At 51.0% G+C, this 23835-nt stretch carries 24 protein-coding genes; 13 read left to right on the forward strand and 11 right to left on the reverse strand.

The window, feature by feature from the left end; all coding sequences use genetic code 11:
* Window positions 1-26: 26 nt before the first annotated feature.
* From BM030_RS08805 to BM030_RS08845, 9 genes are all read left to right on the forward strand, one after another.
* Window positions 27-746, forward strand: coding sequence for a response regulator (locus tag BM030_RS08805; protein ID WP_090973220.1), 720 nt, complete (start codon window positions 27-29; stop codon window positions 744-746).
* Between the two features lie 137 nt (window positions 747-883).
* Window positions 884-1186, forward strand: coding sequence for a hypothetical protein (locus tag BM030_RS08810; protein WP_090973221.1), 303 nt, complete (start codon window positions 884-886; stop codon window positions 1184-1186).
* A gap of 35 nt (window positions 1187-1221) precedes the next feature.
* Complete coding sequence (locus BM030_RS08815; protein ID WP_139215857.1) at window positions 1222-2079, forward strand: porin family protein; 858 nt, start codon at window positions 1222-1224, stop codon at window positions 2077-2079.
* Between the two features lie 17 nt (window positions 2080-2096).
* On the forward strand, window positions 2097-2549 hold the full coding sequence (locus BM030_RS08820; protein WP_090973223.1) for a hypothetical protein: 453 nt from the start codon (window positions 2097-2099) through the stop codon (window positions 2547-2549).
* The gene (locus BM030_RS08825) at window positions 2546-3016 is read left to right on the forward strand and encodes a hypothetical protein (RefSeq protein ID WP_090973224.1); all 471 of its coding nucleotides are present in this window, start codon (window positions 2546-2548) and stop codon (window positions 3014-3016) included. The genes BM030_RS08820 and BM030_RS08825 overlap by 4 nt, the downstream gene beginning before the upstream one ends.
* Before the next feature lie 151 nt (window positions 3017-3167).
* On the forward strand, window positions 3168-4382 hold the full coding sequence (locus tag BM030_RS08830) for an MFS transporter (RefSeq protein WP_090973225.1): 1215 nt from the start codon (window positions 3168-3170) through the stop codon (window positions 4380-4382).
* 154 nt (window positions 4383-4536) lie between these two features.
* Window positions 4537-5250, forward strand: a complete 714-nt coding sequence (locus BM030_RS08835) for a BamJ family beta-barrel-assembly machinery protein (RefSeq protein WP_170845677.1) — start codon at window positions 4537-4539, stop codon at window positions 5248-5250.
* Window positions 5247-6143, forward strand: coding sequence for an aldo/keto reductase (locus BM030_RS08840; protein ID WP_090973226.1), 897 nt, complete (start codon window positions 5247-5249; stop codon window positions 6141-6143). The genes BM030_RS08835 and BM030_RS08840 overlap by 4 nt, the downstream gene beginning before the upstream one ends.
* Window positions 6144-6196: 53 nt before the next feature.
* Entirely contained in the window at window positions 6197-7039 is an 843-nt protein-coding gene (locus tag BM030_RS08845) for a sugar phosphate isomerase/epimerase family protein (RefSeq protein ID WP_090973227.1), read from the forward strand.
* Window positions 7040-7055: 16 nt separating this feature from the next.
* Here the strand turns inward: BM030_RS08845 and BM030_RS08850 are convergent, their stop codons facing one another.
* A complete protein-coding gene (locus BM030_RS08850) occupies window positions 7056-7670 on the reverse strand; it encodes a deoxynucleoside kinase (protein WP_090973228.1) in 615 nt (204 codons plus the stop codon).
* Window position 7671: 1 nt separating this feature from the next.
* Entirely contained in the window at window positions 7672-8667 is a 996-nt protein-coding gene (gene trpS, locus BM030_RS08855; RefSeq protein ID WP_090973229.1) for a tryptophan--tRNA ligase, read from the reverse strand.
* A 153-nt stretch (window positions 8668-8820) separates the two neighbouring features.
* Here trpS and BM030_RS08860 point away from each other — a divergent pair, with 153 nt between their 5' ends.
* Window positions 8821-9921: a fatty acid desaturase family protein gene (locus BM030_RS08860; RefSeq protein ID WP_090973230.1), complete on the forward strand. Its 1101-nt coding sequence runs from the start codon at window positions 8821-8823 to the stop codon at window positions 9919-9921.
* Here BM030_RS08860 and mazG read toward each other — a convergent pair.
* The 4 genes from mazG to BM030_RS08880 all read right to left on the reverse strand — a co-directional run bounded on the left by mazG (window position 9916) and on the right by BM030_RS08880 (window position 16838).
* Entirely contained in the window at window positions 9916-10719 is an 804-nt protein-coding gene (gene mazG, locus BM030_RS08865; RefSeq protein ID WP_090973231.1) for a nucleoside triphosphate pyrophosphohydrolase, read from the reverse strand. The two genes, BM030_RS08860 and mazG, sit on opposite strands and share 6 nt — an antisense overlap.
* A gap of 30 nt (window positions 10720-10749) precedes the next feature.
* On the reverse strand, window positions 10750-13275 hold the full coding sequence (locus BM030_RS08870; RefSeq protein ID WP_090973232.1) for an ATP-binding protein: 2526 nt from the start codon (window positions 13273-13275) through the stop codon (window positions 10750-10752).
* Between the two features lie 112 nt (window positions 13276-13387).
* Window positions 13388-15979 (reverse strand): ATP-dependent chaperone ClpB, encoded by a 2592-nt coding sequence (gene clpB / locus BM030_RS08875; RefSeq protein ID WP_090973233.1) that lies wholly within the window; start codon window positions 15977-15979, stop codon window positions 13388-13390.
* Between the two features lie 148 nt (window positions 15980-16127).
* Window positions 16128-16838, reverse strand: a complete 711-nt coding sequence (locus tag BM030_RS08880) for an LOG family protein (protein ID WP_090973265.1) — start codon at window positions 16836-16838, stop codon at window positions 16128-16130.
* Window positions 16839-16987: 149 nt separating this feature from the next.
* Between BM030_RS08880 and recR the strand changes: the two genes are divergently transcribed.
* Together recR and BM030_RS08890 are read left to right on the forward strand one after the other, a co-directional pair.
* Window positions 16988-17602, forward strand: a complete 615-nt coding sequence (gene recR, locus BM030_RS08885; protein ID WP_090973234.1) for a recombination mediator RecR — start codon at window positions 16988-16990, stop codon at window positions 17600-17602.
* Window positions 17583-18404, forward strand: coding sequence for an SDR family oxidoreductase (locus BM030_RS08890; RefSeq protein WP_090973235.1), 822 nt, complete (start codon window positions 17583-17585; stop codon window positions 18402-18404). The genes recR and BM030_RS08890 overlap by 20 nt, the downstream gene beginning before the upstream one ends.
* Window positions 18405-18409: 5 nt before the next feature.
* On the opposite strand, the gene BM030_RS08895 is transcribed toward BM030_RS08890, so the two are convergent.
* From BM030_RS08895 to BM030_RS08915, 5 genes are all read right to left on the reverse strand, one after another.
* Window positions 18410-19615 carry an MFS transporter gene (locus BM030_RS08895; RefSeq protein ID WP_090973236.1) on the reverse strand — a complete coding sequence of 402 codons (1206 nt, stop codon included), beginning with the start codon at window positions 19613-19615 and terminating at the stop codon, window positions 18410-18412.
* A gap of 27 nt (window positions 19616-19642) precedes the next feature.
* Window positions 19643-20605, reverse strand: coding sequence for a bifunctional metallophosphatase/5'-nucleotidase (locus tag BM030_RS08900; protein WP_090973237.1), 963 nt, complete (start codon window positions 20603-20605; stop codon window positions 19643-19645).
* Window positions 20580-21347, reverse strand: a complete 768-nt coding sequence (locus BM030_RS08905) for a 5'-nucleotidase C-terminal domain-containing protein (RefSeq protein WP_244518798.1) — start codon at window positions 21345-21347, stop codon at window positions 20580-20582. Before BM030_RS08905 ends, BM030_RS08900 begins: the two co-directional genes overlap by 26 nt.
* A 92-nt stretch (window positions 21348-21439) precedes the next feature.
* Window positions 21440-22537: an EamA family transporter gene (locus BM030_RS08910; RefSeq protein WP_244518800.1), complete on the reverse strand. Its 1098-nt coding sequence runs from the start codon at window positions 22535-22537 to the stop codon at window positions 21440-21442.
* A complete protein-coding gene (locus tag BM030_RS08915; protein WP_090973238.1) occupies window positions 22537-23019 on the reverse strand; it encodes an Lrp/AsnC family transcriptional regulator in 483 nt (160 codons plus the stop codon). The genes BM030_RS08910 and BM030_RS08915 overlap by 1 nt, the downstream gene beginning before the upstream one ends.
* A 144-nt stretch (window positions 23020-23163) precedes the next feature.
* On the opposite strand from BM030_RS08915, the gene BM030_RS08920 reads away from it, so the two are divergent.
* A complete protein-coding gene (locus tag BM030_RS08920) occupies window positions 23164-23808 on the forward strand; it encodes a TetR/AcrR family transcriptional regulator (protein WP_090973239.1) in 645 nt (214 codons plus the stop codon).
* Window positions 23809-23835: the final 27 nt, after the last annotated feature.

The raw sequence follows: 23835 nt of genomic DNA on the forward strand, positions 1-23835 counted from the left end.
TAATTGTCGTAAAACCGACCGTAGATATGGAGAAGGTTAAAATTTTGGTTATCGAAGATGAAGCTATCGTAGCCAAGGATATCGTTGCCCGGCTGGAATTGGCGGATTATACAATCACAGGGGTGGCAGACAACGGAGAAGATGCCTTTTTAAATTATTTGCAGGTTAAACCCGATATCATCATGGCTGATATTCATTTAAAAGGTGAAATGGACGGGATACAAACAGTCGAACGGATTACTCAACTGGGGCCGATACCCGTGATTTACCTGACGGCTTATGCCGATGGCCGGACGTGGGAACGTGCCAAGCAAACGCGACCCGCGGCTTACTTGACCAAACCGTTCCGTGAAAGAGATATTCATAGTGCGATTGAACTGGCTTTGGATCGATATCGAGAGGCTGTCGGAAACCGAGAAATTAATGCGACTAACCATTTCTTTATCCGAACCGAAAATGGCCGCTTCGAGAAATTGTTGTTGGAAGACCTGCTATACCTGGAAGCAGACCGCAGTTATTGCCATGTGTACACCCGGCAGCGACGTGTCCTGATCTCTGAGTCACTGAACAAGCTCCATGAAAAATTCTGCCACGATAACCTTATTCGGATTCACCGATCGTACGTAATCAACAAAACTGCCGTTGAAGCTATCGACCATAATACCGTCATTATTAACGGTGCGGTATTACCAATCGGCCAGTCGTATGAAATGGAGTTTTTCTCTAAAATCCATTTTATTCGTTAACCCCGGAGTTAAATTTTGACTCTTGGGAAACCGAATGTAGGTGTTCGGAAACCGTTACTGTTGTTTTTCCGCTCGTATTGACAGTTTTGTGTGGTTGGTACAACAATATCACTCACTAAATTCAGTCAACTTTAATCATGAAAAAAACAAACAGTAAACGGATCGCCACTATGATGGTGGTTGCTTTGGTCTTCAGCTTCAGCAGTTGTGAGAAAAACGACAATGGGCCCGCATGCAATTGGGATAAAGAATATGCGGATTATGAAGCGAAGCTCAACGCTTATGCCGCCGATGTATCCAGTGTTTCAAAATGCAATGCATTGAAGCAGTCGGCCATAAATCTGCTCGGGAAATTAAAGGGATGCTCGGGGGTCGGAGAAATAGAGGCCGCAATAAATCAATGGAAAGACATTAACTGCAACAATCTTAGTCATTTTTAATTAACCACTTATAATACTAAGAAATGATTGGCAACATGAAACAGTTTTACATGTGTGTGGTCCTCACGGCAACGTTTTGTTGTGGCTTCGTCTTGGTGAGGGCTCAGGATGTGATTTATAAGACAGACCGGTCTGAAATTAAGGCAAAGGTTCAGGAAATTGACGAAGATAAAATTAGGTATAAACTGTTTGACCACTTGGACGGACCTGCATATACAGTACCTAAAAGAGAGGTTTTTATGATTATTTACCAGAATGGTAAGCGGGAAACCTTCAGTAGTGCACCTCTGGCTAAAGCTGAAGCCGATCCGTCGGCCATACCGCCAGGTAACCGGCCGGCTGCTGAAAGTGACGCCGTAGCGAAAGCGGTTCACATTACCAAAACCGCGGCTGCCCAGACTAAATCATCCGATGTTTCGGATTTTAAGTACGCTCCCGGCCGGTTGGTATTAAATCTTGTGGAAGGGTATGATTTCTCGCTTGGTGCCATGATAGAATCGCCGCTTTCAAAAAAGTTGACTGCCCAGCAGGATGCGCCCATCTATTCATACATCAATTTGGGTCTCCTTGCCTCAGTCTCGTCATATGCGGATGATTATAGCGGCATAGTGGTATGGGATCTGGGCCTGTATGGAAATTGGTATTTTCCCGTTAATAAGCTGTCCGGATCGGCAAAGGTCAATTCGGGATTCTTTCCGTATGTCTATTTGGGCGGGTTGCTAAGAAGTAGTACTGTTACGGTGGAGTATGGTGAAGCAGACGATTATACGGACACGACGGGTGACATCGCTTTTGGTGTTGGAGTGGACTACCGGTTTACAAAAGGTTTCGGCGTAACGGCACGCTATGATGCGGATTACAAGTTTGGTTTGGGGGTGTCCTTTGCCTTTTAGTTTAAATATTGAGGGTCATGAAAAATGTTATTCATTTTTTGCTGTGGGGTAGTTTAGTCCTATTGGGTGCTTGCAAGAAGGACGGTGACGCGGACGACGATGGGGGCAGGCATCAAACTGAGGATAGCCGGCTGGTGGGCAAATGGCAGAACGAATCCGGCACCACGATTTATAATGGTAGGGCCGACGGTTTGATGCTGGAGTCGACCACGAACAGTGCGTGGCTGGAAACAATACAGACTGGGTTTGTAAAGTACGGTGATTTTTACATCAAAAACCTGAACCGCGAGTCTGAAAATAGATTTTCCTGCGAGGCGCTGTGGTATACCCGTGTCAACGGTACTATCTCCGGGGTGAGGTATTCTTCGGAAAGTACCTTAACGATATCCCAAGACGGCAACCAATTGGAGTTAGACAGTTACAGCCCGTACGATGGTCAACGAGCAACAAGTATCTTGATAAAGAGATGAAGAAGTTTAGTACGTTTATTTTGCTGAGTATATATGGATTGATTTTCGTAGGTGCCGCCGGATGTTCAAAAAAGGAAGCGCCGGAAGTTATCGATGAAGTCGAGGAAGAGGAGACAGTAACATGGGTGACGCTCTTTTTCAAGGAAGTAGCAAGTGAGGATTACTGGATAAGGAGTGTGAAGATAGGCCACGCTGCGTACGAATTAGGCGGGTTTACCGATCGGAACGCTGCTCCCCACTGCGGCGAGGATATCGCGTTCCCGACTCGGTACCCGATCGATGAAACGGATATTAGGAATGGCAACGTAAAGATTGTAGTGCTCTTCAATTACTATCCGACAAATACATTTTCAAGGCAGCAAACATTTGAGATCCCCACATCGGTATTCAAGGAAGGTGCATGTACACCTGTGGAGATTCAGATACATACACCGGGAATCTTCCAGTTATATGTTCATCATCAGTGATCGTTTTCCGTAGATGGAAAAAACGTTATACGTTCAGCCTTTTCTTGCCGGGGACAGATTGACCCCGGCTTTTATTTTTACGGCTTTATTACGCTAAAATGATACCTCCGGGCCAGCAGATTTGTTAGCTTTGCAGAAAAATCCTGTATTAATGGGCACTGAAGCATCTGAAGTAAAGCACGTACCTGCAACCATCTATCCCGTCCTGTTCGCCTTAAGTTTTTCTCACCTGCTTAATGATACCATCCAGTCGCTTATCCCGGCCATCTATCCGCTGGTGAAAGACACGTTCCTGTTAAGTTTTTCACAAATCGGGATCATAACGCTGGTATTCCAGCTATCATCGTCGCTTTTGCAGCCGCTTGTCGGGATGATTACGGATAGCAGGCCCTATCCTTATGCGTTGCCGGTGGGCATGGGATTCAGTCTCGGCGGACTGGTCATGCTGGCGGTTGCGCCGAGTTATCAGTGGGTACTGGTGGCTGTGGCTTTCGTGGGGGCGGGTTCATCGGTGTTTCATCCAGAGGCGTCGCGAATGGCCTATGTGGCGTCGGGAGGCAGGCGCGGTTTCGCGCAGTCGCTGTTCCAGGTGGGGGGCAATGCGGGTAGTGCCATCGGACCGCTGCTGGCTGCCATGCTTATCGCGCCTTTCGGGCGATTCAACGTGATTTGGTTTTCTTTTGCGGCACTTACGGCAATAGTCATTCTGTATCGCATCGGTAAGTGGTATAAGCCAAAATCTATCCGTAATTACATTCTGCGTAAAAATAATAAGGTGAAGACCGTGGTGCAGCAGTCCCTGCCGCGCCGGACAGTGGTTATTTCCATTTTGGTGCTTCTGGTGCTGATCTTCTCCAAGTACTTTTATTTTGCCAGCCTTACCAGTTATTATACGTTCTATTTGATGCATAAATTCGGCGTATCCGTGCAGCAGTCGCAAATCTACTTGTTTGTCTTCCTCTTTGCCGTGGCGGCGGGTACGATGATCGGCGGTCCGGTGGGCGATCGCATCGGGCGCAAATACGTCATCTGGCTGTCTATTCTCGGCGCGTCTCCTTTTGCACTGGCACTCCCGTATGCTAATCTGTTCTGGACGGTCGTTCTGTCGTTCATTATAGGTGTGGTCATTGCTTCGGCCTTCTCTGCCATCCTGGTGTATGCGCAGGAACTACTGCCCGGAAATGTGGGGCTGGTGTCGGGCTTGTTTTTCGGGTTTGCTTTTGGGATGGGAGGGGTAGGTTCGGCCGTGCTTGGCAGACTGGCCGATAGTGCCGGGATAGATTATGTATACCGGCTTTGTTCTTTTCTTCCGCTAATCGGCATCGTTGCCGCTTTGCTGCCGAACTTAGCGAAGCGATCGCGTTGATGCCATATTCGCCAGCAGACGGGCTATTATTTAAAGAAACGGACGGTGGAAAAAAATAAGTGTGTATATTTGACGGTGTGAAGCCTTTGAAGAACAAAAAGGAAAGCTTTCATTAAGACCATTGAAAACAGATAAAATCGTTAATTATTTTCAAATGAAATTGTCCACCATCATAGCGGTCAGCAGCGTGCTGATGGCAGCCACCAATGCGCATGCGCAGCTTAAGAACCAAGCCGATTCGGTGGCATATGCGTTTGGTGCTTCCATCGCCCGCGACCTGAAGCAGGCCGGCCTCGAAACGATAAATGCCGCAGTGCTGGCTCAGGCTGTGGCTGATGTTTTTTCGGGAAATGACCGCTTGTTTGACGAAGGGTTGGAGCGCGAACTCATTATGGGCGCAATTACTGCTGCTCGGGAAAAAATGGATGCAAAGTTAAGGAACGAGGCAGATGAATTTATGGCGGGCAACCAGACCAGACAAGGGGTGAATACGACTGCTTCAGGTCTTCAATATGAGGTGATCCGTGCCGGAGAGGGCGAAAAACCCACGGTTGCCGACACAGTGACCGTCCATTATAAGGGACAACTGCGCAACGGCCAGGTCTTCGATAGTTCGTATGACCGCGGGGAGCCGGCAACCTTTCCGCTCGAACGGGTGATACAGGGCTGGATTGAGGGGCTGCAATTGATGCCTGCAGGATCGCATTACCGACTTTATGTGCCGTATGCACTGGGCTACGGTGAGCGCGGTGCGGGGCCGGATATTCCGCCGTACAGCCCGCTGATATTCGATGTGGAACTGATTTCGGTAAAGAAAGGCGGCGAGGTAACTCCAGTAGCGGATAGCCCTGCCCATGGAACCAAATGAACCCTTTAGGTAAATCGGATTTATACGTAACCCGGGTCGGCTTCGGCTGCATGTCGCTGGGTGAAAACCAGTCGGCCAGCAAGGATTTGTTGCGCAAAGCGGTAGATGGCGGCATAAACTTTTTTGATACAGCAGACCTGTATCAGAAAGGATTCAATGAACAGGTGGTGGGCGACGCACTTAAACCGGTCCGGAAGGATATAATCATTGCCACCAAGGTAGGCAACCAATGGCGGCCCGATGGAAGCGGGTGGGACTGGAACCCCAGCAAGGATTATATCATAAAAAGCGTTGAGCATAGCCTCCGCCGGCTGAAAACGGACTACATCGATCTGTACCAGTTGCACGGGGGGACAATTGATGACCCGTTGGATGAAACCATCAGTGCATTTGAATTGCTTAAACAGCAGGGCAAAATCCGCTGGTATGGCATTTCATCGATCCGGCCGAACGTTATCCGGGAATATGTGAAGCGCTCCAACATTGTGAGCGTGATGATGCAGTATAGTCTGCTCGATCATCGGCCGGAAGAGGAACTATTGGACCTGTTGCACGCGCATGGTATCAGCGTGATCTGCCGGGGCGCGGTGGCCCAGGGCTTGTTGGTGGGTAAAGGGGCGGCCGCATACCTGCAATATACCGATGGTGAGGTTGGCAGGGCTGCCAAAGCGATAGCCAGCATGGCTGCGGAGATGGGGATAGACAAGCTGGAGGTGGCGTTGGGATATGTTTGGGGGCATCCCGCTGTGGCTACCGCTGCATTGGGGATCCGGACATCGGCGCAGTTGGACGATGCGTTGCGCGTGCTGCGCCGCGGCACCCCCCTGGCTGATGAACAACGGGCCTTGCTCCGCAAGTCGGTGCGGGCCTATCGTTATGACGCTCACCGGTGATTCCATCGCCGCTGAACTTATGATGTATATTTATAACTTAACAAAGATACAATATGAAAAAAAACCTTCACACGCTTGCTCTTATCGGGTTCGTCACACTGGCCTCCGCGATGCAGGCACTCGCCCAGCAACCGGAGCGGAAACTCGGCTGGCAGCTATCGGCCCAGACCTATACCTTCAAACAGTTTACGTTTTTTGAGGCGGTAGATAAGACCCTTGGAGCGGGATTGAAATCGGTAGAAGCCTACACCGGACAGAAGTTGGGGGGCGGTATTGAAGGGAAAATGGATTATAAGATGGACGCCGCTAAACGGAAACTTATCCGTAAAGCCTTGAAAAGGAAAGGCGTGAAGTTATATGCATTCGGAGTGGTCAATGGCAACACCGAAGAGGAGTGGCGCCAGTTGTTCGAATTCGCAAAAGCCATGGGTGTTAAAGTCATCAATACCGAACCCAATGAGAAATTCATACCCTTGATAGGTCAGCTGGCCAATCAGTATAAAATTAAGGTAGGCATCCATAACCATCCGAAGCCGTCGCGCTACTGGAACCCACAGACGGTACTAGACGCTATAGCCGCCGCCGACAGTAAGTATGTTGGGGCCTGTGCTGATATTGGCCACTGGGTTAGGTCGGGGTTGGATCCCGTGGAAAGCCTCAGGCAATATGAGGGGCACCTGGTAAGTCTGCATTTCAAGGATTTAGCAGAAAGATCCAGCAAAACACATGACGTGCATTGGGGCACAGGCGTATGTAACGTGGCCGGAGTGATTGCTGAATTGAAGCGTCAGCGCTTTAAGGGTAATATCTCTGCGGAATACGAGCATAATTGGGAAAACAACGCGGGAGACGTGGCTCAGAGCGTTAAGAACTTTCGGGAACTGCTGCGGAATTAACCGCAGCAGCTAAGCCTCAGAATAAACCGAACAATTCGGTTTCGATTTTTTGGAGTACGAACCCCATATCTTCGGGGTTACGGGCAAAGTCAAGCTTATCCTTGTCCAGGATAAGCAACTTGCCTTCTTTGTAGTTTTTAATCCACTTTTCGTACTTTGCATTCAGTTTGGAAAGATAATCCAGGCGGATGTTGGCTTCGTATTCCCTGCCCCGGGTCTGGATATTTTCAACCAACGTGGGTACTGAGGCTCTGAGATAAATCAGCAGATCCGGTGGCTTGATATAGGATACGATACTCTCGAAAATATTGCTGTAATTTTCAAAATCGCGGGCACTCATGAGTCCCATGTCATACAGATTCTCCGCAAAGATATACGCATCCTCATAGATGGTACGGTCCTGGATAATATTGATGTTTTTTTTCTGCAGCTCAACGATATGCCTGAAGCGGCTGTTCAGAAAATAAATCTGGAGGTTGAATGCCCAGCGTTTCATGTCGCTGTAAAAATCCTCCAGGTAAGGGTTGTCATCCACTGCCTCAAATTGCGGCTCCCATTTCAGGTGGTTGGCCAGCAACTGGGTGAGGGTGGTTTTTCCTGCTCCGATGTTTCCTACGATGGCGATGTGCATGCTAAAATTTCCTGAAGCCGATGATTTCCCGTACATCCGCGAGCGTCTTGCGGGCGCTCTCCCGTGCTTTTTCGTTGCCTTGGCGAATGGCCTTGCTAATATACGTGTTATCCGTTGAAATTTCATGGATACGCTGGCGTACAGGCGCTGTGGCGGCAATGATGTCTTCGGCGAGCTGTTTTTTCAGATCGCCATACCGGATTTCACACCGGTTGTATAAGTCATCAAAATGCTGCACGGTGTCGGGCGACGATACGGCGGCCATCAAGGTAAACAGGTTTTGGATAGCCTCCGGTTTCTGCTGGTTCGGTTCAGTGGGCCCACTGTCTGTCACTGCACGCATCACTTTCTTGCGGATGGTTTCCGGCGAGTCAGACAGGTATACCGCATTGGCTTCTCCCTCAGATTTACCCATTTTGCCCTTACCGTCTAATCCGGGTATTTTAACGAGCTGTTTGCTGAACGAAAAGGCATGGGGCTCCTGAAAATAGTCCGTGTTATACATCCGGTTAAACCGGTTGGCAAAGGTGCGTGTCATCTCAAGATGCTGCTCCTGATCTTTGCCTACAGGTACTTTGGTGGCGTGGTGCAGCAGGATGTCGGCGGCCATTAAAACGGGGTAAGTGAGCAGTCCGGCATTAACGTTGTTCGGGTTGGCCCTCACCTTATCTTTGAACGAGGTGGCCCGCTCCAGTTCACCCAGGTAGGCATTCATGTTCATATACAGGTAAAGCTCGGCCACCTCCGGCACATCCGATTGGATATATATCGTCGCAATTTCCGGATCAATGCCGGCGGCAAGGTATTCAATTGCCACCTGGCGCACGTTGGCATGCAGATCCTGTGGCGTAGGATGCGTAGTCAGCGAATGCAGGTCCGCGATAAAAAAGTAGCAGCGGTGCTCGTGCTGCATCTTCACGAAGTTTTTGATGGCACCATAGTAATTTCCTAAGTGTAACTTTCCGGTACTCCGGATACCACTGACAACTGTTTCCATATTGGTCGCGAAAATACGAATTATTGCGGAAATCAGACATGCTTCGGTGCTGTCATCCTAAAGTCACTGTAATGTCATGTACCATATTGAAATGCAGTTTGAACTATACGGAATGGTTGATAATTACTATTTTTGCTACGTAACTGTTACGGTATGGAAGAACTGGTGAAACCTACATACAAGAAGCCCGGGCCTGATGATTTCTTTAAAAAGCTTCAGAAAGAGGTGCAGGTCACGGTGTTAGGGAACAAACGGATACAGCGGTTGAATGTCGCCAAAACATTTTTCCTCCTGTTCCTGTATGTTGGCTTATACAGCTGCATCCTGATTTTCGGAAACCATACTCCCTTGCTGTTCCTCTGCTATATCCTGCTCGGCTTTTCCATGATTATGCTGTTCATCAATGCGTTTCACGATGCGGCACACGGGGCAGTGTTCAAAAAAAGGAAGCACAATCAGTGGTTTATGCATGTGCTGGAGCTTTTTGGCAGCAACAGCTGGCTGTGGGGCAAACGCCATAACCTGCTGCACCATCCGTACCCGAATATCCAGCATTGGGACACGGATATCAAACAGAGCGATCTGGTACGTATTTTCCCCGATAGCCCGCACCTGAAGAAACACCGGTACCAGCACATTTACATGTTTCTGCTGTATCCACTGTATACCTTAAACTGGTTGTTTATCCGCGATTTTAAGGATTTCTTCGGTACGAAGGACAATTACGTGAAGCGGGTCGTCAAAATCCCGCGGGTAGAATATGTTAAGCTGTTTGCCGCAAAGATTTTCAACTTGTTTTATTTGATAGGTGTCCCTGTCATGGTGCTGGACCAACCTTGGTATATCATTGTGCTGGGATGGCTGTGCATGCATATTTTCGGCAGCATGTTGGGGGTCATCGCCCTGATATCAACCCATGTGGATGAGACCGCGGTATTTCCGTTGCCGCCGCCCGATGGCAAAATGGATGTCACCTGGGCCGAGCACCAGATGATGGTGACCAAAGATTTCAGTGCCGACAACCCGCTCGCGAATTTCCTCTTCGGAGGCTTTACCCATCACGTGGCACATCATCTTTTCCCGCACGTTGCCCACACCTACTATCCCTATATTACGCCCATTATCAAGCGGTACGCCAGGGAGTATGATCTGCCCTACACCTGTTATCCGGCAATCAAGGCGGTGCGTTCACATTTCGTGCTGCTGAAGAAACAGGGAGCGGGTGAAAGCTTGTTTCAGCACGGCGAGTTATAGTTTCTTGGCTTCTTCCCAGAAGACATCCATCTCGGCAAGGGTCATTTCCTTGAGTGATTTCCCTTCGGCTTTTGCACGGGCTTCCAAATGTGAAAAGCGTTTGATGAATTTCTTGTTGGTGCGCTCCAGGGCATTTTCTGGATTGATGCCGATGAAGCGGGCATAGTTCACCAGGGAAAAGAGCAGATCGCCGAATTCAGCTTCGGCTTTCTCCTTGTCTATGGCCTCAGCTGCAGTCACATCAAATTCACTTTTAAACTCCGCCAGTTCTTCTTCTACCTTTTGCCACACCTGCTGCTTTTCTTCCCAGTCAAAACCAACACCCCGCACTTTGTCCTGTATCCGGTAGGCCTTTACAAGGGCAGGTAAAGAGGCTGGTACTCCGGCCAAGACGGATTGGTTTCCTTCCTTCAGCTTCAGCTGTTCCCAGTTGCTTTTTACATCTTCTTCATTCGCGGCCAAAACGTCGCCATAGACATGCGGATGGCGGGAAATCAGTTTGTCGCATACACCATTAAGCACATCCACCACATCAAAGGCACCCTGTTCTTCGGCAATACGGGCATAGAATACCAAATGCATCATGAGGTCACCCAGTTCTTTTTTTACCTCATCCAGGTTGTTTTCCAGTATAGCATCGCCCAGTTCATACATTTCTTCAATGCTCAGGTGCCGCAAGGTCTCCATGGTTTGTTTACGATCCCACGGGCATTCCGTACGCAGGGTGTGCAGTATGGTCAGTAGTCGTTCAAAAGCCGTTGCGGGCGTTTCCTGGTGGGGTGGGGGAGTATGGGGCATAACATTGTTTTTGCCTGCAAAGGTAACAATTTAAACCGTCACCTCGCTCGGGCTGCCGTGGATTTGCAATTGCTGGATGAACTGCGCCAGCTGGTCCATGCCCTTGGTAAATTCATTGGCATCCGGCAGTTCCCCGCTGCGCGCATCGATTTCCATTTTCCGGAGCAGAAAAGCAATCTTATCCGCACCGATTTGGGCCGTTCGTCCGGCTATACGGTGCAGCAACAGTTCAGCCCCTTCCAAGTTGCCCGCTTGGTAACAGCGTTTCAGGTCGGCCATATCCGCTTCGGTATCCCGGATATAGAGCGCAATGATACCGCGGGCCTGCGTGTCATCATCCAGGGCAGGACGGATTCCCTCCGCCGTTTGTGGCGATGCCGGCATTGCCGTGCTGGCCGGAACCCCGAGCACCTGCAACAGATCAGCTTCCCTGAACGGCTTCAGCAGCAGGCCGTCGAAGCCCTGCGCGAGAATGTGTTCCTGTTCTTCGGGAAGCACCTGCGCGGTGCACGCGTATATTTTTACCCCTGAGGTGTCTATTTTGCGCCGCAATTCACGGTTCAGCTGGGTACCGTCCATTTCCGGCATGCGAATGTCCATCAGTATGGTCTTTACGTGGGGATCCCACGGAGTTTCAAGCACTTCTTTGGGCGAAGTGAATGCCCGGTAGCTGACCTTATGCTTGGCGAATATGCTTTTGCATAATCCCAGAATGAGGCGGTCATCGTCCACAATCCATACACGGCCGCCATGCCGGAGCGTGTCATACGGCTGATGCCGCGGCGTTTCCGGTGCGGCCAGCAGTTCGGTGGTTTTGAGGGGCAGGTTTACCCGGAACACCGATCCCACGCCCTTCTTGCTTTCCACGCGAATTTGGCCATCCATGCTGTCGCAGATGGCCTTGACGATGCTCAGACCCAAGCCGCTGCCGAAATAAACACCGGAATTGGCATTCTCAGATTGTTCAAAATCGTTGAATATCCGATCCAGATCACCGGCGGGGATTCCCTTGCCGGTGTCTTTTACCACGATGTTCAGTTCCGTCTTTCCATCATAAACCACCGTACTGACATGGAGGGTAACTCTGCCCCGGTCTGTAAACTTAATCGCATTGCTCAGCAGGTTAAAAAGGATCTGCTTTATACGGAACGCATCGCCCGATACGTAACCCGATCCCAGGATGCGGGTGTTGAATTCCAGTTCCAGTCCTTTGGCCTGGGCTTGTGCCTTCATTACGGACACCACATTGTTAACCAGGCCGGCTACGGCAAACGGTTTTTCATTCAGGTGTATTTTTCCAGACGTGATTCGGCTATAATCCAGAATTTCGTTGACGATTTGCAAGAGGTGTTCCGACGACTGATAGATGGCGTCGATTTTGGCATCGTCTATCGCCCGTTCCTGTTTCAACTGCTCCGAATAGCCGATGATGGATTGCAGCGGCGTACGGAGTTCATGGCTCATGTTGGCCAGAAAACGTTGTTTGGCGGCCGCATGATATTCCGCCTCCTCTTTGGCTGCCTCCAATGCGGCCCGGTACGCGTTGTTCCGGCGGATATCGCCCAGGATGAGGTACACCATGATGGCCGTGATAATGAAGAAGGCGAGGATGATAGCACCGATGCGCCACACGCTGTCATTGACCACTGCCCTGGCTTGCTGATTATCCCGCTGGATTTCCTGCATGGCCTCATTTTCAACGGCATGGAGGATGCTGAGCATGTTACTGATTAATGTATTGCTGGCTATGGTCAGTTCCATCTCGCGGTTGACGAACTGTTCGCGTTGCTGCTGCTGGAGCTTTTGAAACCGCTGCACGGCACTGTCTATGCGTGCTATCGTGCTATCGTGCTGCACTGCGCGGATGGTATCTACGATGGTTACAAGTTCCTCCTCCACCATTCGGCGCTCCTCGATAACCTGTTCCTGCTGCTCCTGTTCCTGTCGTTTCCGCGAACCGAAGAGCCTGGAAAAAAGCCCCCTGTCTTCGTTGTTTATCGGAACAGTGATCCTGCTGGTATCGCCGGGGATGGTGATGACCTTGCGCTTACGTTCCGTGGTAACAATGGTGCTGTCTGCGCTGGGCTCATAGATAACGTCACTTAATGATCGAAGTTGTTCCAGAAATTCGCGGCTATCCACCACCTTTTCGCGCACCCTGATGTAGGCGTTGAACAACTTGTCGCGCTGCCGCAGGAGCAGTTTGATCGAATCAATCCGCGATTGCTGGATCTCGCTTTCTTCATACAGTTCCTTCAGGGAGTCCAGGGATACCGCGATGGCGCCCGATTCCTTCGAAAAACTTTTGTAGGAAGTGTTGCCTCCGAAAGCCTGTGAACGCTGCAATTGGTCGAGCCGCATGATATCCCGTGATATGCTGCTGACAATCTCCAGTTTAGGGTTCGGCGTGGTGATGTTGTCTACGGTAGACATCATTTCCGTGAATGCGACCCGGATGATAAGCCAAGCCAACACCAATGCCACCACGCAGGAGATAAAAACGAAAATCACCTTGCGCCGCACGCTTCCCGCGGATTGTATGTATTGGGTAGGCATGGAACGTTAGCCCTCACATTTCTGTAAAGATACCAAAAATTGTGCTAAACCACCCACCACCGTCCACCGATCACCCACCACCGTCCACCGACCACCGATCACCATCCACCAATCACTGATTCAAAAACACAAATTTATTATCAAACATGTCAAGCGTTATACGGCTGTTTTTATCAACCTTCCCGGCCAAGATTTCCTTCGATAATTCATTGAGGATATGTTTCTGGATAACGCGTTTAAGCGGGCGGGCGCCGTACTGAGGATCATATCCCAGTTGGGCAAGCCAATCCAGCGCTTCTTCGCTGGCCGAGAGCTGGATGTCCATTTCCGCCAATTGCTGTTGCACCCGGGCGAACTGCAGTTGTACAATCTTTCCAAGTTCTTCCCTGCTGAGCGGGGCAAACATGATGATTTCATCTATCCGGTTGAGAAACTCGGGCCGTATGGATTTCTGGAGCAGTTCGAATACCTCACCGCGCGTTTTGGCCATGATTTCGTCCCTGTTTGCATCATCCATCTGGCTGAAGTTCTCCTGGATAAGGTGCGAACCGATATTGGACGTCATGATGATGATGGTGTTTTTAAAGTTCACGATGCGGCCCTTGTTGTCCGTGAGATGGCCATCATCCAGTACCTGTAGCAGAATGTTGAATACGTCTGGGTGGGCCTTTTCAATTTCATCGAGGAGTACCACTGCATAGGGCCTGCGACGGATGGCTTCCGTAAGCTGCCCGCCTTCATCATAGCCCACATATCCCGGGGGGGCGCCGATAAGGCGCGATACGGAATGACGTTCTTGGTATTCGCTCATGTCTATTCGTACCATCGACTGCTCATCGTTGAATAGAAATTCCGCCAGCGCCTTGGCAAGTTCAGTCTTACCCACACCCGTTGTTCCCAGAAAAATGAACGAGCCTATGGGCCGGCGTTTGTCACTCAGTCCGGCACGCGACCGCCTGATGGCATCCGAAATGGCTTCAATGGCTTCCTCCTGCCCGGCCACCCGCTTGTGTAATTCTTCTTCAAGGTGTAGCAGTTTGTCACGTTCACTCTGAACCATCTTGGTCACCGGAATACCCGTCCAGCGAGATACCACGCCTGCGATATCTTCAGCTGTTACTTCTTCCTTAAGCATACGGCTTTCGCCCTGCTTTTCGGCCAGTTCCTTTTTGAGCGCCTCTACTTTATCCTGCGACTCCTTGATGCGTCCGTACCGGATCTCAGCTACACGGCCATAATCGCCGGCACGCTCGGCCTGGTCGGCTTCGATTTTATAGTTTTCAATTTGCTCAAGTTCGTGGTTGATGCTGTCTACCAGCGTTTTTTCACTTTGCCATGCGGCCCGCAGCGAGTCACGTTCGGCGCTCAGGTTGGCAATTTCCTTACTGAGTTCCTCCACCTTTTTGGCGTCATTCTCGCGTTTGATGGCCTCCCGCTCGATTTCAAGCTGCATGATACGCCGTTCAATTTCATCCACAGCTTCAGGTACGGAGTCCATCTCAAGCCGCAGCTTGGAAGCCGCCTCGTCCATCAGATCGATGGCCTTGTCTGGCAAAAACCTATCGGCAATGTACCGTTGCGATAATTCCACGGCCGCAATGATGGCCTCGTCAAGGATGCGTACCTTGTGGTGGGTTTCATAGCGCTCTTTAAGTCCCCGGAGAATGGAAATCGCATCCTGTGTGTCCGGTTCTTCCACCATAACCTTTTGGAAACGGCGTTCAAGGGCTTTGTCTTTCTCGAAATACTTCTGGTATTCGTTAAGTGTGGTAGCCCCGATGGCCCGAAGTTCGCCCCGCGCAAGTGCCGGTTTAAGGATGTTGGCTGCGTCCATGGCCCCCTCACCGCCGCCGGCTCCCACAAGTGTATGGATTTCATCGATGAACAGGATAATTTCCCCATCGCTTTGCGTTACCTCCTTCACCACTGCTTTGAGCCGTTCTTCGAACTCGCCCTTGTATTTCGCCCCGGCTATCAAAGCCCCCATATCCAGCGAATAAACCGTCTTTGTCTTCAGGTTTTCCGGTACGTCGCCTTTAATGATGCGGTGGGCAATGCCTTCGGCAATAGCCGTTTTGCCCACCCCCGGTTCACCTACCAGAATCGGATTGTTTTTGGTGCGGCGGGAGAGGATCTGGATGACCCTCCGGATCTCCTCATCGCGTCCGATAACCGGATCGAGTTTGCCCGATTCGGCATCTTCGTTAAGGTTACGCGCATACTTGTTCAACGCGTTGTAGGTAGCTTCGGCATTGGGATCCGTTACCCGTGAGCTGCCGCGCAAATCGGCGATGGCCTTTTTCAAGTCCTTTTCAGTCACCCCTTGATCTTTAAGCAGGGAAGCCGTTTTGTCTCCGGCATTGAGGATGCCGAGCAGCATATGCTCAATGGAAACGAATTCGTCTTTGAATTCTTTCAAGTAGGATTGGGCTTTCTGCAACGCGGTATTGGCTGCCGATGAAAGATAGATGCCGCTGCCGCTTACCTTCGGAAAGGTGGAGATCTGCTTGTCAAGTTCGTCCTCCACATGCCTAACATTGACGTTCAGTTTTTTGAGCAGGTGGTTAACTACATTTTCGTCCACCAGCAAAAGTCCTTTGAGCAGGTGAGCCGTTTCAATGGACTGCTGTTGGTTGCCCACAGCAATTTCAGATGCCTTTTGAATGGCTTCCTGTGCTTTGATGGTATAATTGTTAAAATTCATAGTCTTCACGCTTTTGGGAATGTGTTATCAAAACAAATACCACGGAAAAAAGGATTGCCGAATCGGAAATTTTGTCGCAACTGCTTTAAGTTATACTGAATAAATGTCTGGTGTTTAATCTTTTATGCTGAAAAAATTGCAGTGTTTGTTAAAAATTGGGTTTAAGCAAATATTTGTCATAAAACCGGAAGATATGCCCAGCGGCTTCTTCTGCTGTGTCCACGAGCCGATACAGGTTAAGGTCTTCCGGACTGATGTTCCCTTCGTTCAGCATGGTGTTTTTTATCCAATCGAACAATCCCTTATAATATTCCTTGCCCACCAGTACGATGGGAAAGCGCGCAACTTTTCCGGTCTGGATGAGCGTGATGGCCTCAAACAGCTCATCCATGGTACCGAATCCGCCGGGCAGCACGATGAAGCCCTGGGAATATTTCATGAACATCACCTTGCGCACAAAAAAATAATTGAACTGCAATAGTTTGTCGCGGTCGATATAAGGATTGTGGAATTGTTCGAAGGGCAGTTCGATATTGATGCCCACAGATTTGCCGCCGGCTTCATAGGCCCCTTTGTTTGCCGCTTCCATGATACCGGGCCCGCCGCCGGAAACCACGCCGTAGCCCCGTTCGGTGAGCAACCGGGCAATGTCTTCCGCAAGTTTGTAGTATTTATGATCTTCCGGTGTGCGGGCCGATCCGAATATGGATACGCAGGGGCCTATCTTTGCCAGTTTTTCGAAACCATCGACAAATTCGGCCATGATTTTGAAGATCTGCCAAGAGTCCTTTACCTTGATTTCTTGCCAGGTCTTGTTTTCGAAGGCCCGCATGATTTTGTCTTCTCGCGTTCTTGCCATAATTGTTGTTTGCGTTGTTTTGCTAAAATAAATAAATTTTAACGCGAAGATTGTTTTCATGGAGGTGAAAAAGAACGGTGCGGTTCGTCGTTGCCCAAAATATTCGGCCTTTGCTTCGTGTTGGGCGTACAAATGGCTATCTTTGTTTCATGAATTTTTCTTCCAAGCTGCTGGAACAGGCCGTTGGCGAATTCGGCCGACTGCCCGGTGTGGGGCAGAAGACGGCATTGCGCCTCGTGCTGCACCTCCTGAAGCAACCTGATGCAGATGTGTTGCGGTTTACCGATGCACTTTGCCGCCTGAAACAGGATATCCGGCATTGTGCCGTCTGCCACAATATTTCAGACAATGATATTTGTGAGATCTGTGCGTCGCTGAAGCGGGATAAAGGATTGATATGCGTAGTGGAAGATACGCGCGATGTCATGGCTATCGAAAATACCGGCCAGTATCACGGCGTATACCATGTGCTGGGCGGACTGATTTCGCCGATGGATGGAGTCGGGCCATCTGATCTCCAGATCGACAGCTTGGTGAGACGCCTCGAAGCCGGAGGGGTGCAAGAAGTTATCCTGGCTTTGAGTGCAACCATGGAGGGCGATACCACCATTTTCTACCTATATAAAAAAATAAAAGATTTCGGCATATCCATCAGTACCATCGCCCGTGGCATTGCTTTCGGTGGTGAACTGGAGTATGTAGATGAAGTAACCTTGGGGCGTTCCATCGCCACCCGCGTACCTTATGAGCGGAACATTGCATAACAAGACCGTCGTCATCACCGGCGCTTCTTCCGGCATCGGGTTGGCGTGTGCAGAAGCCTTTGCACGTCAGGGCGCTCATTTGGTGCTGGGAGCCCGGCGCTATGTGGAGCTCTGTGAAATCGGTCGATCGCTGGAAATAAAATATGGTATCCGCGCGGTGGCCGTGGCATGTGACGTCGCTAAGGAAGCGGACTGCCGGGCGCTTGTGCAGCAGGCCGTGGCAACCTTTGGGGGCATCGATGTACTGGTCAACAATGCGGGCATCAGCATGCGGGCGTTGTTTGCCGATTTAGACCTTGTTGTGCTACACCGGTTGATGGACGTTAACTTCTGGGGTACGGTATACTGTACCAAATACGCCATGGCTGAACTGCTTCGTAGCAAAGGTTCGGTGGTGGCCGTGTCATCCATTGCCGGATACCGGGGCTTGCCCGGTCGCACGGGATATTCTGCATCCAAATTTGCCATCCACGGATTCATGGAGTCGCTGCGCGTGGAAAACCTGAAGGCCGGACTGCATGTGATGCTGGCATGTCCGGGGTTTACCGCTTCGAATATCCGGCAGACGGCACTGGATGGTTCGGGTGGCGAACACGGCGAAACCAGCATGGATGAAGGCAGGATGATGTCCGCAACGGAAGTCGCAGAGCGGATTGTACGGGGAATCATCCAGCGTAAGCGCACACTCGTCATGACCCGGCAGGGCAAACTGGCCGTACTGATGAATAAACTGCTGCCCGCCTGGGTGGATAAGCAGGTATACAAGCTGTTCGCTAAGGAAAAGAACCCGTTGGTAAAATGACCGTTTTACAGTTTCCGTACAACAAGGTATAGCCCCCATGCCACGCACATAAGTACTGCAGCAGTACCCCACCATAACACGTTAAAGCCGTAATGGTCGGCAATACGCGTGCCTAAAAAAGGCGAAAACACGTGCGCCGCAGAAAAGGCCAGCGCATTCAGCCCCATATATGCCCCCTGTGTCTGTTTAGAAGCCCGCTGCACCGCCACCGATGCCATAAACGGCATGGCCAATATTTCGGAGATGCTGAGCAGGAAAATGGACGCGTAAAGTATCCAGTATCCGGTAGGGATGGGCAACAATGCAAAAGAGACGGCACAGAGCGCAGTACCGATAAAAATACTGCTGGCATAGGAAAGGCGCCGTTCGGCGATATGTACGAGCAGCATTTCAAAGACCACCACCACAAAGCCGCTGAATCCCAGGATGATGCCTACCTGTTTCTCGTTGAGGGCATGCCCTTGTTGGTAAAAGAGGGGCAGTGTACTGAGCAACTGGAAAAAGCAGATGGCATAAATGCAGCAAAATAGGCTGAACAGCAGGAATGTCCAGTCGCGATAGGGCGAGAGGGGTCTGGAAGAAGGTTTGTCGCCCTTACCGGCCGTTGGTTTGGGCCGGGTATTTCCCTTTCGTTTGGCAAAAAACGCGATAAACACCAGCGAAGCGATGAAGGCGCCCAACGCGTTGCCATAAAATATCCAGTGATAGGAGATGGATGCCAAGAAGCCGCCCAGCGCCGGGCCGATGGAGAAGCCGAGATTGATGGCCATGCGGTTGAGCGAGAAGGCACGCGTGATGTTTTCGGGCCGCGCATATCGCGCTACGGACACCGAATTGGCCGGACGGAACGATTCGGTGACAACGCTGAGGATATAGATGACGGCGGCGAGCCCCTTAACGGAGGTAAACAGCGGTGCTGCCATGAACAAGGGCACGGAGGCCAGCAGGCTGATTGTCTGTACCCAGAAATTGCCGAACCGATCGGTCAGCCAGCCGCCGAGCCACGAGCCGGTAACGGCACCAAGGCCGAAACAGGCCAGCACCACCCCCACTTCGCTGATGGAAAAATGCAACGCCTGCGTCATGTAGATGCCCAGAAATGGCAGCACCATGGCGCCGGTACGATTAACCAGCATAACCAGGGCAAGCAGCCAGGCCGGCCGCGACAGACCACGGTAGGAATCGATGTATAGTTTCAGCAGTTCTTTCATGATCCGGTAGACGCCCGCTGGGCGTTATCAGCCAACCACCGCGGCCATAGGTGTTGAAACGTCATACCTATAGGCGCCGGCCAACGCTTTCTTGCCCGATTGCCGCTCAAAGACATAGTCGAGCCGGCCGAGGTAAATGCCACCAAAACCGACCTGGTTGACTATGGTTTCCCGGCCATCGAGATTACGGATGGATTCCGGCTCAGGCATGAAGGTATGGGTGTGCCCACCGATGATGAGGTCCACGTTCCGCGTATTGGCAGCCAGCACCCGGTCAGATATCTTATCGCTTTGGTATTGGTATCCTAAGTGCGACAGGCAGACGATTAGGTCGCACCGCAGGTCATGCCTGAGCTGCGCAGCAAGTTCGTTGGCCGTGGCAATAGGGTCTAGGTACCGTACACCCCGGCAGCGGACGGGGTCCACCAATCCGTCCAGTTCAATGCCAAGTCCGAACACGCCGATGCGGATTCCCTGTTTTCTGAAAATCGCATAATCACGGGTCTTTCCCTTCAGCAGGGTATCGCTGAAATCGTAGTTGGCCGTGAGAAACGGAAACGTGGCATAACCCAGCATTTGGGCCAGCCCATCGAGGCCATTGTCAAATTCATGGTTGCCCAGCGTACAGGCGTCATAGCCCATCTTGCTCATGAGTTCCAGCTCCACTTTGCCCCCGAAGAGATTGAAGTATGGCGTGCCCTGCACGGTATCTCCCGCATCGAGCAGCAGCACATTGCGTTGTTCCGAGCGGATGCGCCGCACCAGTGCGGCCCGGCGTGCTACACCGCCCAGCCCTTGGTTGCGCGACCCGTCCATGGGGAACGGTTCAATGCGGCTGTGCACGTCGTTGGTATGGAGAATGGTGAGGACCACTTGGTCGCCGGCCGAGGCCGATGCAGCAAAGGGCACACTGCTGACGGCCGACCATGCCGCCACGGCACCGGCCTGTTTCAGGAAATGGCGTCTATTCATCCGTTGTGATGCGTCCATCGAGTTTCGTATTAATGTGCTGGCCGTCATGGCTTAGCCCGCTTACATAGTCAATCAGTGCTTCGCGGACCTTCTTGCCCAGGTTGATGCGGTTTACGGGATTTTCCAAGCCGCGCGAATTGTCGCCTCCATTGGCCAGGTAGTCGTATGTCACGAGTGTATACGTACGGGCCGTATCCAGCGGGGCACCGCCGATGCGTATGTCGGCCGCATGGCCGTTGGCAATGTGCAAGCGCATCCCCGCCATGGGCTGCCCGCCTGTGCTGGCAGCGAACTGAGCCAGTTGAAGCACGCTCGCGCCTGAAAGCTCCAGCACTACCAGCTCATTCTCGAATGGCATCAATTCAAAAAGGTGACCCACGGTAATGTCGCCCTGCATGAGCTCGGTGCGGAGGCCGCCCTTCGTGCCAAACGAAAATTCCGCTTCCGGGTGCAGCTTCCGCCCCTCGGTCAACAGCGCATCGGCAAAGAAGTTGCCAAGCAGCGTTTCCGGGACGTTCCCGGGCTTGGTCAGTGCCACAGCCGTCCGGCCCACCACCCGGTTCATTTCGGCGTCCAGCTGCTGCTTGTACGGCGCATAGAGGCGGACGAACGCCGGATCATCGGTGATGGTACTGTCCATCGGAAACCGGGTGTACATGCCTCCTTTCCGGAGGACGAAATGCCGGTTACAGGACGCGTTAGCCAGGCCAACGGTCAAGCAGAGCAAAACGAAAAATCGGGGAGAAGTAAAATACTTCATGATGTCAAACATTTCGGCACCCGATGTGCGGGTGCGTAAAGGTAGCCAACCTGTGTTAAATCAGGAAAAAGTTTTTGTAGCGTTTTTCATCGTCACTCCTGCGCTTGCCGGGCACACCCATTGGCGCGGACGGGTATTGATGCGCGCAGTTTCGAGCGGGTGCGGACTTTGTCCCGCAGGCGTGCATAGCGGCTTTTCCGCTTGGAGAACAGCGCCGACAGGTTATAGGCATCCCAGTTGACCAGCAGCACGCTCAGCAGGATAATCACCAATGCCATGATCTGCGAGGAAGTGACCGTTTCGCTGGCAAACCAAGCACCCAGCAATACCGCCACAATGGGGTTGACATAAGTGTGGGTGCTCACCTGGGTGGCGGGGCGTACCTGAAGGAGCCAGATGTAAGAACTGTAGGCCACAATAGAGCCCATAACGATGAGATAAACCATCGCCCACCAAGCGCCGGAAGGGACCATCTCAAACCGGAAATCGGCAATCTCGCCGCGGAAACCGGCCGTTATCGCAAAAACAATACCGGCAAGCAGCATCTGCCACGCAGTGCCTACCATGCTGTTACCCTGCGCCGCCTCCCCGGATTTACCGTAATACTTGGCGTACAACGAACCGATGGTCCACGCCATAGCCCCCAGCAGCAGCAGCACCATGCCGGTAATGTTCGCCTGCCGCTGGGCAGTATCCATCGCTTGGGCCACCCGATCACCGAAAAGCATGACCACACCGAAGAACCCCATGAATACGCCGAAAACCACCGGCAAGTTGCTGAAGTTGGCCTTCCAGTTGGGCTTATCGAGCACGATGAACCAGATGGCAGCGGAGGCTGTCATAATGGCAACCAGTCCGCTGGGCATGTACTGCTCCACCCAGATGATGATGCCGTTGTCAATATAGAGCAGCAACAACCCCATCAAACCTGCGCGCAGGATGGTGGGCTTATGGAATATCCGGTGTCCGCTGAAATAAAAATAGGTGAGCAGAATCAGTCCGGCCGTGGTGAACCGGACGGCTCCCAATAAAAAGGGACCAAAGCCGGCCAGCGCTTTGTGGATGAAAAAAAAGGTAGACCCCCATACGATATAGATCATGGCAAAGGCGAAGATGACCTTCCATGGAAGTTGGCTGTTCACTGTGCCTATCGATTTCATCGGCTGTTGTTGCTTTGCTGTCGTATTCATTATTCTTGCTGTTCCGAAGGAATTACGAGTTTTTGTTCTTCTTTCACCGTTTCGAGCACGATGGTCGTGCGGGTAGAAATGATATTGGGTATTTTGGCAAATGAACTGCGCATTAGTTCCACCAGGGCAGCCGAGTCTGCCGTCCTCACTTTAACGAGGTAGCCATCGTCACCCGCTATATCGTGCACTTCCTGCACCTCGGGGATGGCCGCCAACGCCTGCCCCGTGGTTGCGCATCCAATTCCGTCGGCCGCCCGGATAAAGATGAAGGAAAGTAACTTCTGCCCCAAAGCAGCCGGATTGATTTTGGCATTATATTGTAGAATCACTGCTTTCTGTTCCAGTTTTTTGACCCGTTCCAATATCGCTGATGGGGCCATGCCCAATTCGCGGGCTATATCGGCGTTGTTAATCCGTGCATTTTCCTGCATTAGCCGTAATATATCGTAGTCCACGCGATCTAAGTGATATTCTATGTTCATTGTTCGTTATATATGAATTTGTAAAGAATAATATTCAAAATATGTGCCAAATATAAGAATTTTATTCTTTTCATTTATAAAATAAAAAAACGTTTTGGATATATTAACACCGTTAAGTAAGTTTGTGCCGTTAATCGGAATGGAATGGGCATCAAAGAGCGAAAAGAACGGCATAAAGAAGACCTCAAAGCCAGGATTCTGGAAGCAGCGAAAAAGCTGTTTGTAAAGGAAGGCTATGAGGCAACGTCTATCCGCAAAATTGCAGCAGAAATTGAATTCAGTCCGACAACGATTTACCTTTACTATAAAGATAAAACCGATATTGCTTATGCCCTTCATCAGGAAGGGTTCCGGCTGTTGCGCGAACAGTTGGGGGCGTTGGCTCATGTGGCGGACCCCTTTGAGCGTCTCAAGGCAATGGGCCGTATTTATATGCAGTTTGCGGTAAATCACCCCGACTTTTATGAACTGATGTTTATCATGAAAGACCCCATGCAATACCTGAAGGAACATCATCCGGAAGAAGAGTGGCCGGAAGGAGAGCGGGTGTTCGACGGGCTTATGCAAACGGTGTCCGCATGTAAGTCCGGAGGCTATTTTCCGGGAATGGATACGGCAGAGGTTGCCATGCTTTCCTGGAGTGTGGTGCATGGACTTTCGTCGTTGTACATCACCAGTCATTTCAAGCACATCGCAGATAAATGCAGTTCGTATGCGCTTCCGGATCAGGAAGCGTTGCTTGAACGTGCATTTAATACCTATGTGCAGCTGATTCAGCGAATGCACTAATTTTTTGGTCTATTATATAAACACTGT

The organism is Parapedobacter composti, from assembly GCF_900112315.1.
GTDB lineage: Bacteria > Bacteroidota > Bacteroidia > Sphingobacteriales > Sphingobacteriaceae > Parapedobacter > Parapedobacter composti.

Excerpts from the sequence above, each read along its gene's own strand:
- BM030_RS08820 (WP_090973223.1), top strand. The coding sequence starts at position 2,097 with ATGAAAAATGTTATTCATTTTTTGCTGTGGGGTAGTTTAGTCCTATTG.
- BM030_RS08815 (WP_139215857.1), top strand. The coding sequence starts at position 1,222 with ATGAAACAGTTTTACATGTGTGTGGTCCTCACGGCAACGTTTTGTTGT.
- BM030_RS08870 (WP_090973232.1), bottom strand. The coding sequence starts at position 13,275 with ATGCCTACCCAATACATACAATCCGCGGGAAGCGTGCGGCGCAAGGTG.
- BM030_RS08895 (WP_090973236.1), bottom strand. The coding sequence starts at position 19,615 with ATGAAAGAACTGCTGAAACTATACATCGATTCCTACCGTGGTCTGTCG.
- BM030_RS08920 (WP_090973239.1), top strand. The coding sequence starts at position 23,164 with ATGGGCATCAAAGAGCGAAAAGAACGGCATAAAGAAGACCTCAAAGCC.
- BM030_RS08850 (WP_090973228.1), bottom strand. The coding sequence starts at position 7,670 with ATGCACATCGCCATCGTAGGAAACATCGGAGCAGGAAAAACCACCCTC.
- BM030_RS08805 (WP_090973220.1), top strand. The coding sequence starts at position 27 with ATGGAGAAGGTTAAAATTTTGGTTATCGAAGATGAAGCTATCGTAGCC.
- BM030_RS08890 (WP_090973235.1), top strand. The coding sequence starts at position 17,583 with ATGAGCGGAACATTGCATAACAAGACCGTCGTCATCACCGGCGCTTCT.
- BM030_RS08810 (WP_090973221.1), top strand. The coding sequence starts at position 884 with ATGAAAAAAACAAACAGTAAACGGATCGCCACTATGATGGTGGTTGCT.
- BM030_RS08845 (WP_090973227.1), top strand. The coding sequence starts at position 6,197 with ATGAAAAAAAACCTTCACACGCTTGCTCTTATCGGGTTCGTCACACTG.
- BM030_RS08915 (WP_090973238.1), bottom strand. The coding sequence starts at position 23,019 with ATGAACATAGAATATCACTTAGATCGCGTGGACTACGATATATTACGG.
- BM030_RS08830 (WP_090973225.1), top strand. The coding sequence starts at position 3,168 with ATGGGCACTGAAGCATCTGAAGTAAAGCACGTACCTGCAACCATCTAT.
- BM030_RS08900 (WP_090973237.1), bottom strand. The coding sequence starts at position 20,605 with ATGGACGCATCACAACGGATGAATAGACGCCATTTCCTGAAACAGGCC.
- BM030_RS08825 (WP_090973224.1), top strand. The coding sequence starts at position 2,546 with ATGAAGAAGTTTAGTACGTTTATTTTGCTGAGTATATATGGATTGATT.
- BM030_RS08860 (WP_090973230.1), top strand. The coding sequence starts at position 8,821 with ATGGAAGAACTGGTGAAACCTACATACAAGAAGCCCGGGCCTGATGAT.
- recR (WP_090973234.1), top strand. The coding sequence starts at position 16,988 with ATGAATTTTTCTTCCAAGCTGCTGGAACAGGCCGTTGGCGAATTCGGC.
- BM030_RS08880 (WP_090973265.1), bottom strand. The coding sequence starts at position 16,838 with ATGGCAAGAACGCGAGAAGACAAAATCATGCGGGCCTTCGAAAACAAG.
- BM030_RS08835 (WP_170845677.1), top strand. The coding sequence starts at position 4,537 with ATGAAATTGTCCACCATCATAGCGGTCAGCAGCGTGCTGATGGCAGCC.
- BM030_RS08905 (WP_244518798.1), bottom strand. The coding sequence starts at position 21,347 with ATGAAGTATTTTACTTCTCCCCGATTTTTCGTTTTGCTCTGCTTGACC.
- trpS (WP_090973229.1), bottom strand. The coding sequence starts at position 8,667 with ATGGAAACAGTTGTCAGTGGTATCCGGAGTACCGGAAAGTTACACTTA.
- BM030_RS08840 (WP_090973226.1), top strand. The coding sequence starts at position 5,247 with ATGAACCCTTTAGGTAAATCGGATTTATACGTAACCCGGGTCGGCTTC.
- BM030_RS08910 (WP_244518800.1), bottom strand. The coding sequence starts at position 22,537 with ATGAATACGACAGCAAAGCAACAACAGCCGATGAAATCGATAGGCACA.
- clpB (WP_090973233.1), bottom strand. The coding sequence starts at position 15,979 with ATGAATTTTAACAATTATACCATCAAAGCACAGGAAGCCATTCAAAAG.
- mazG (WP_090973231.1), bottom strand. The coding sequence starts at position 10,719 with ATGCCCCATACTCCCCCACCCCACCAGGAAACGCCCGCAACGGCTTTT.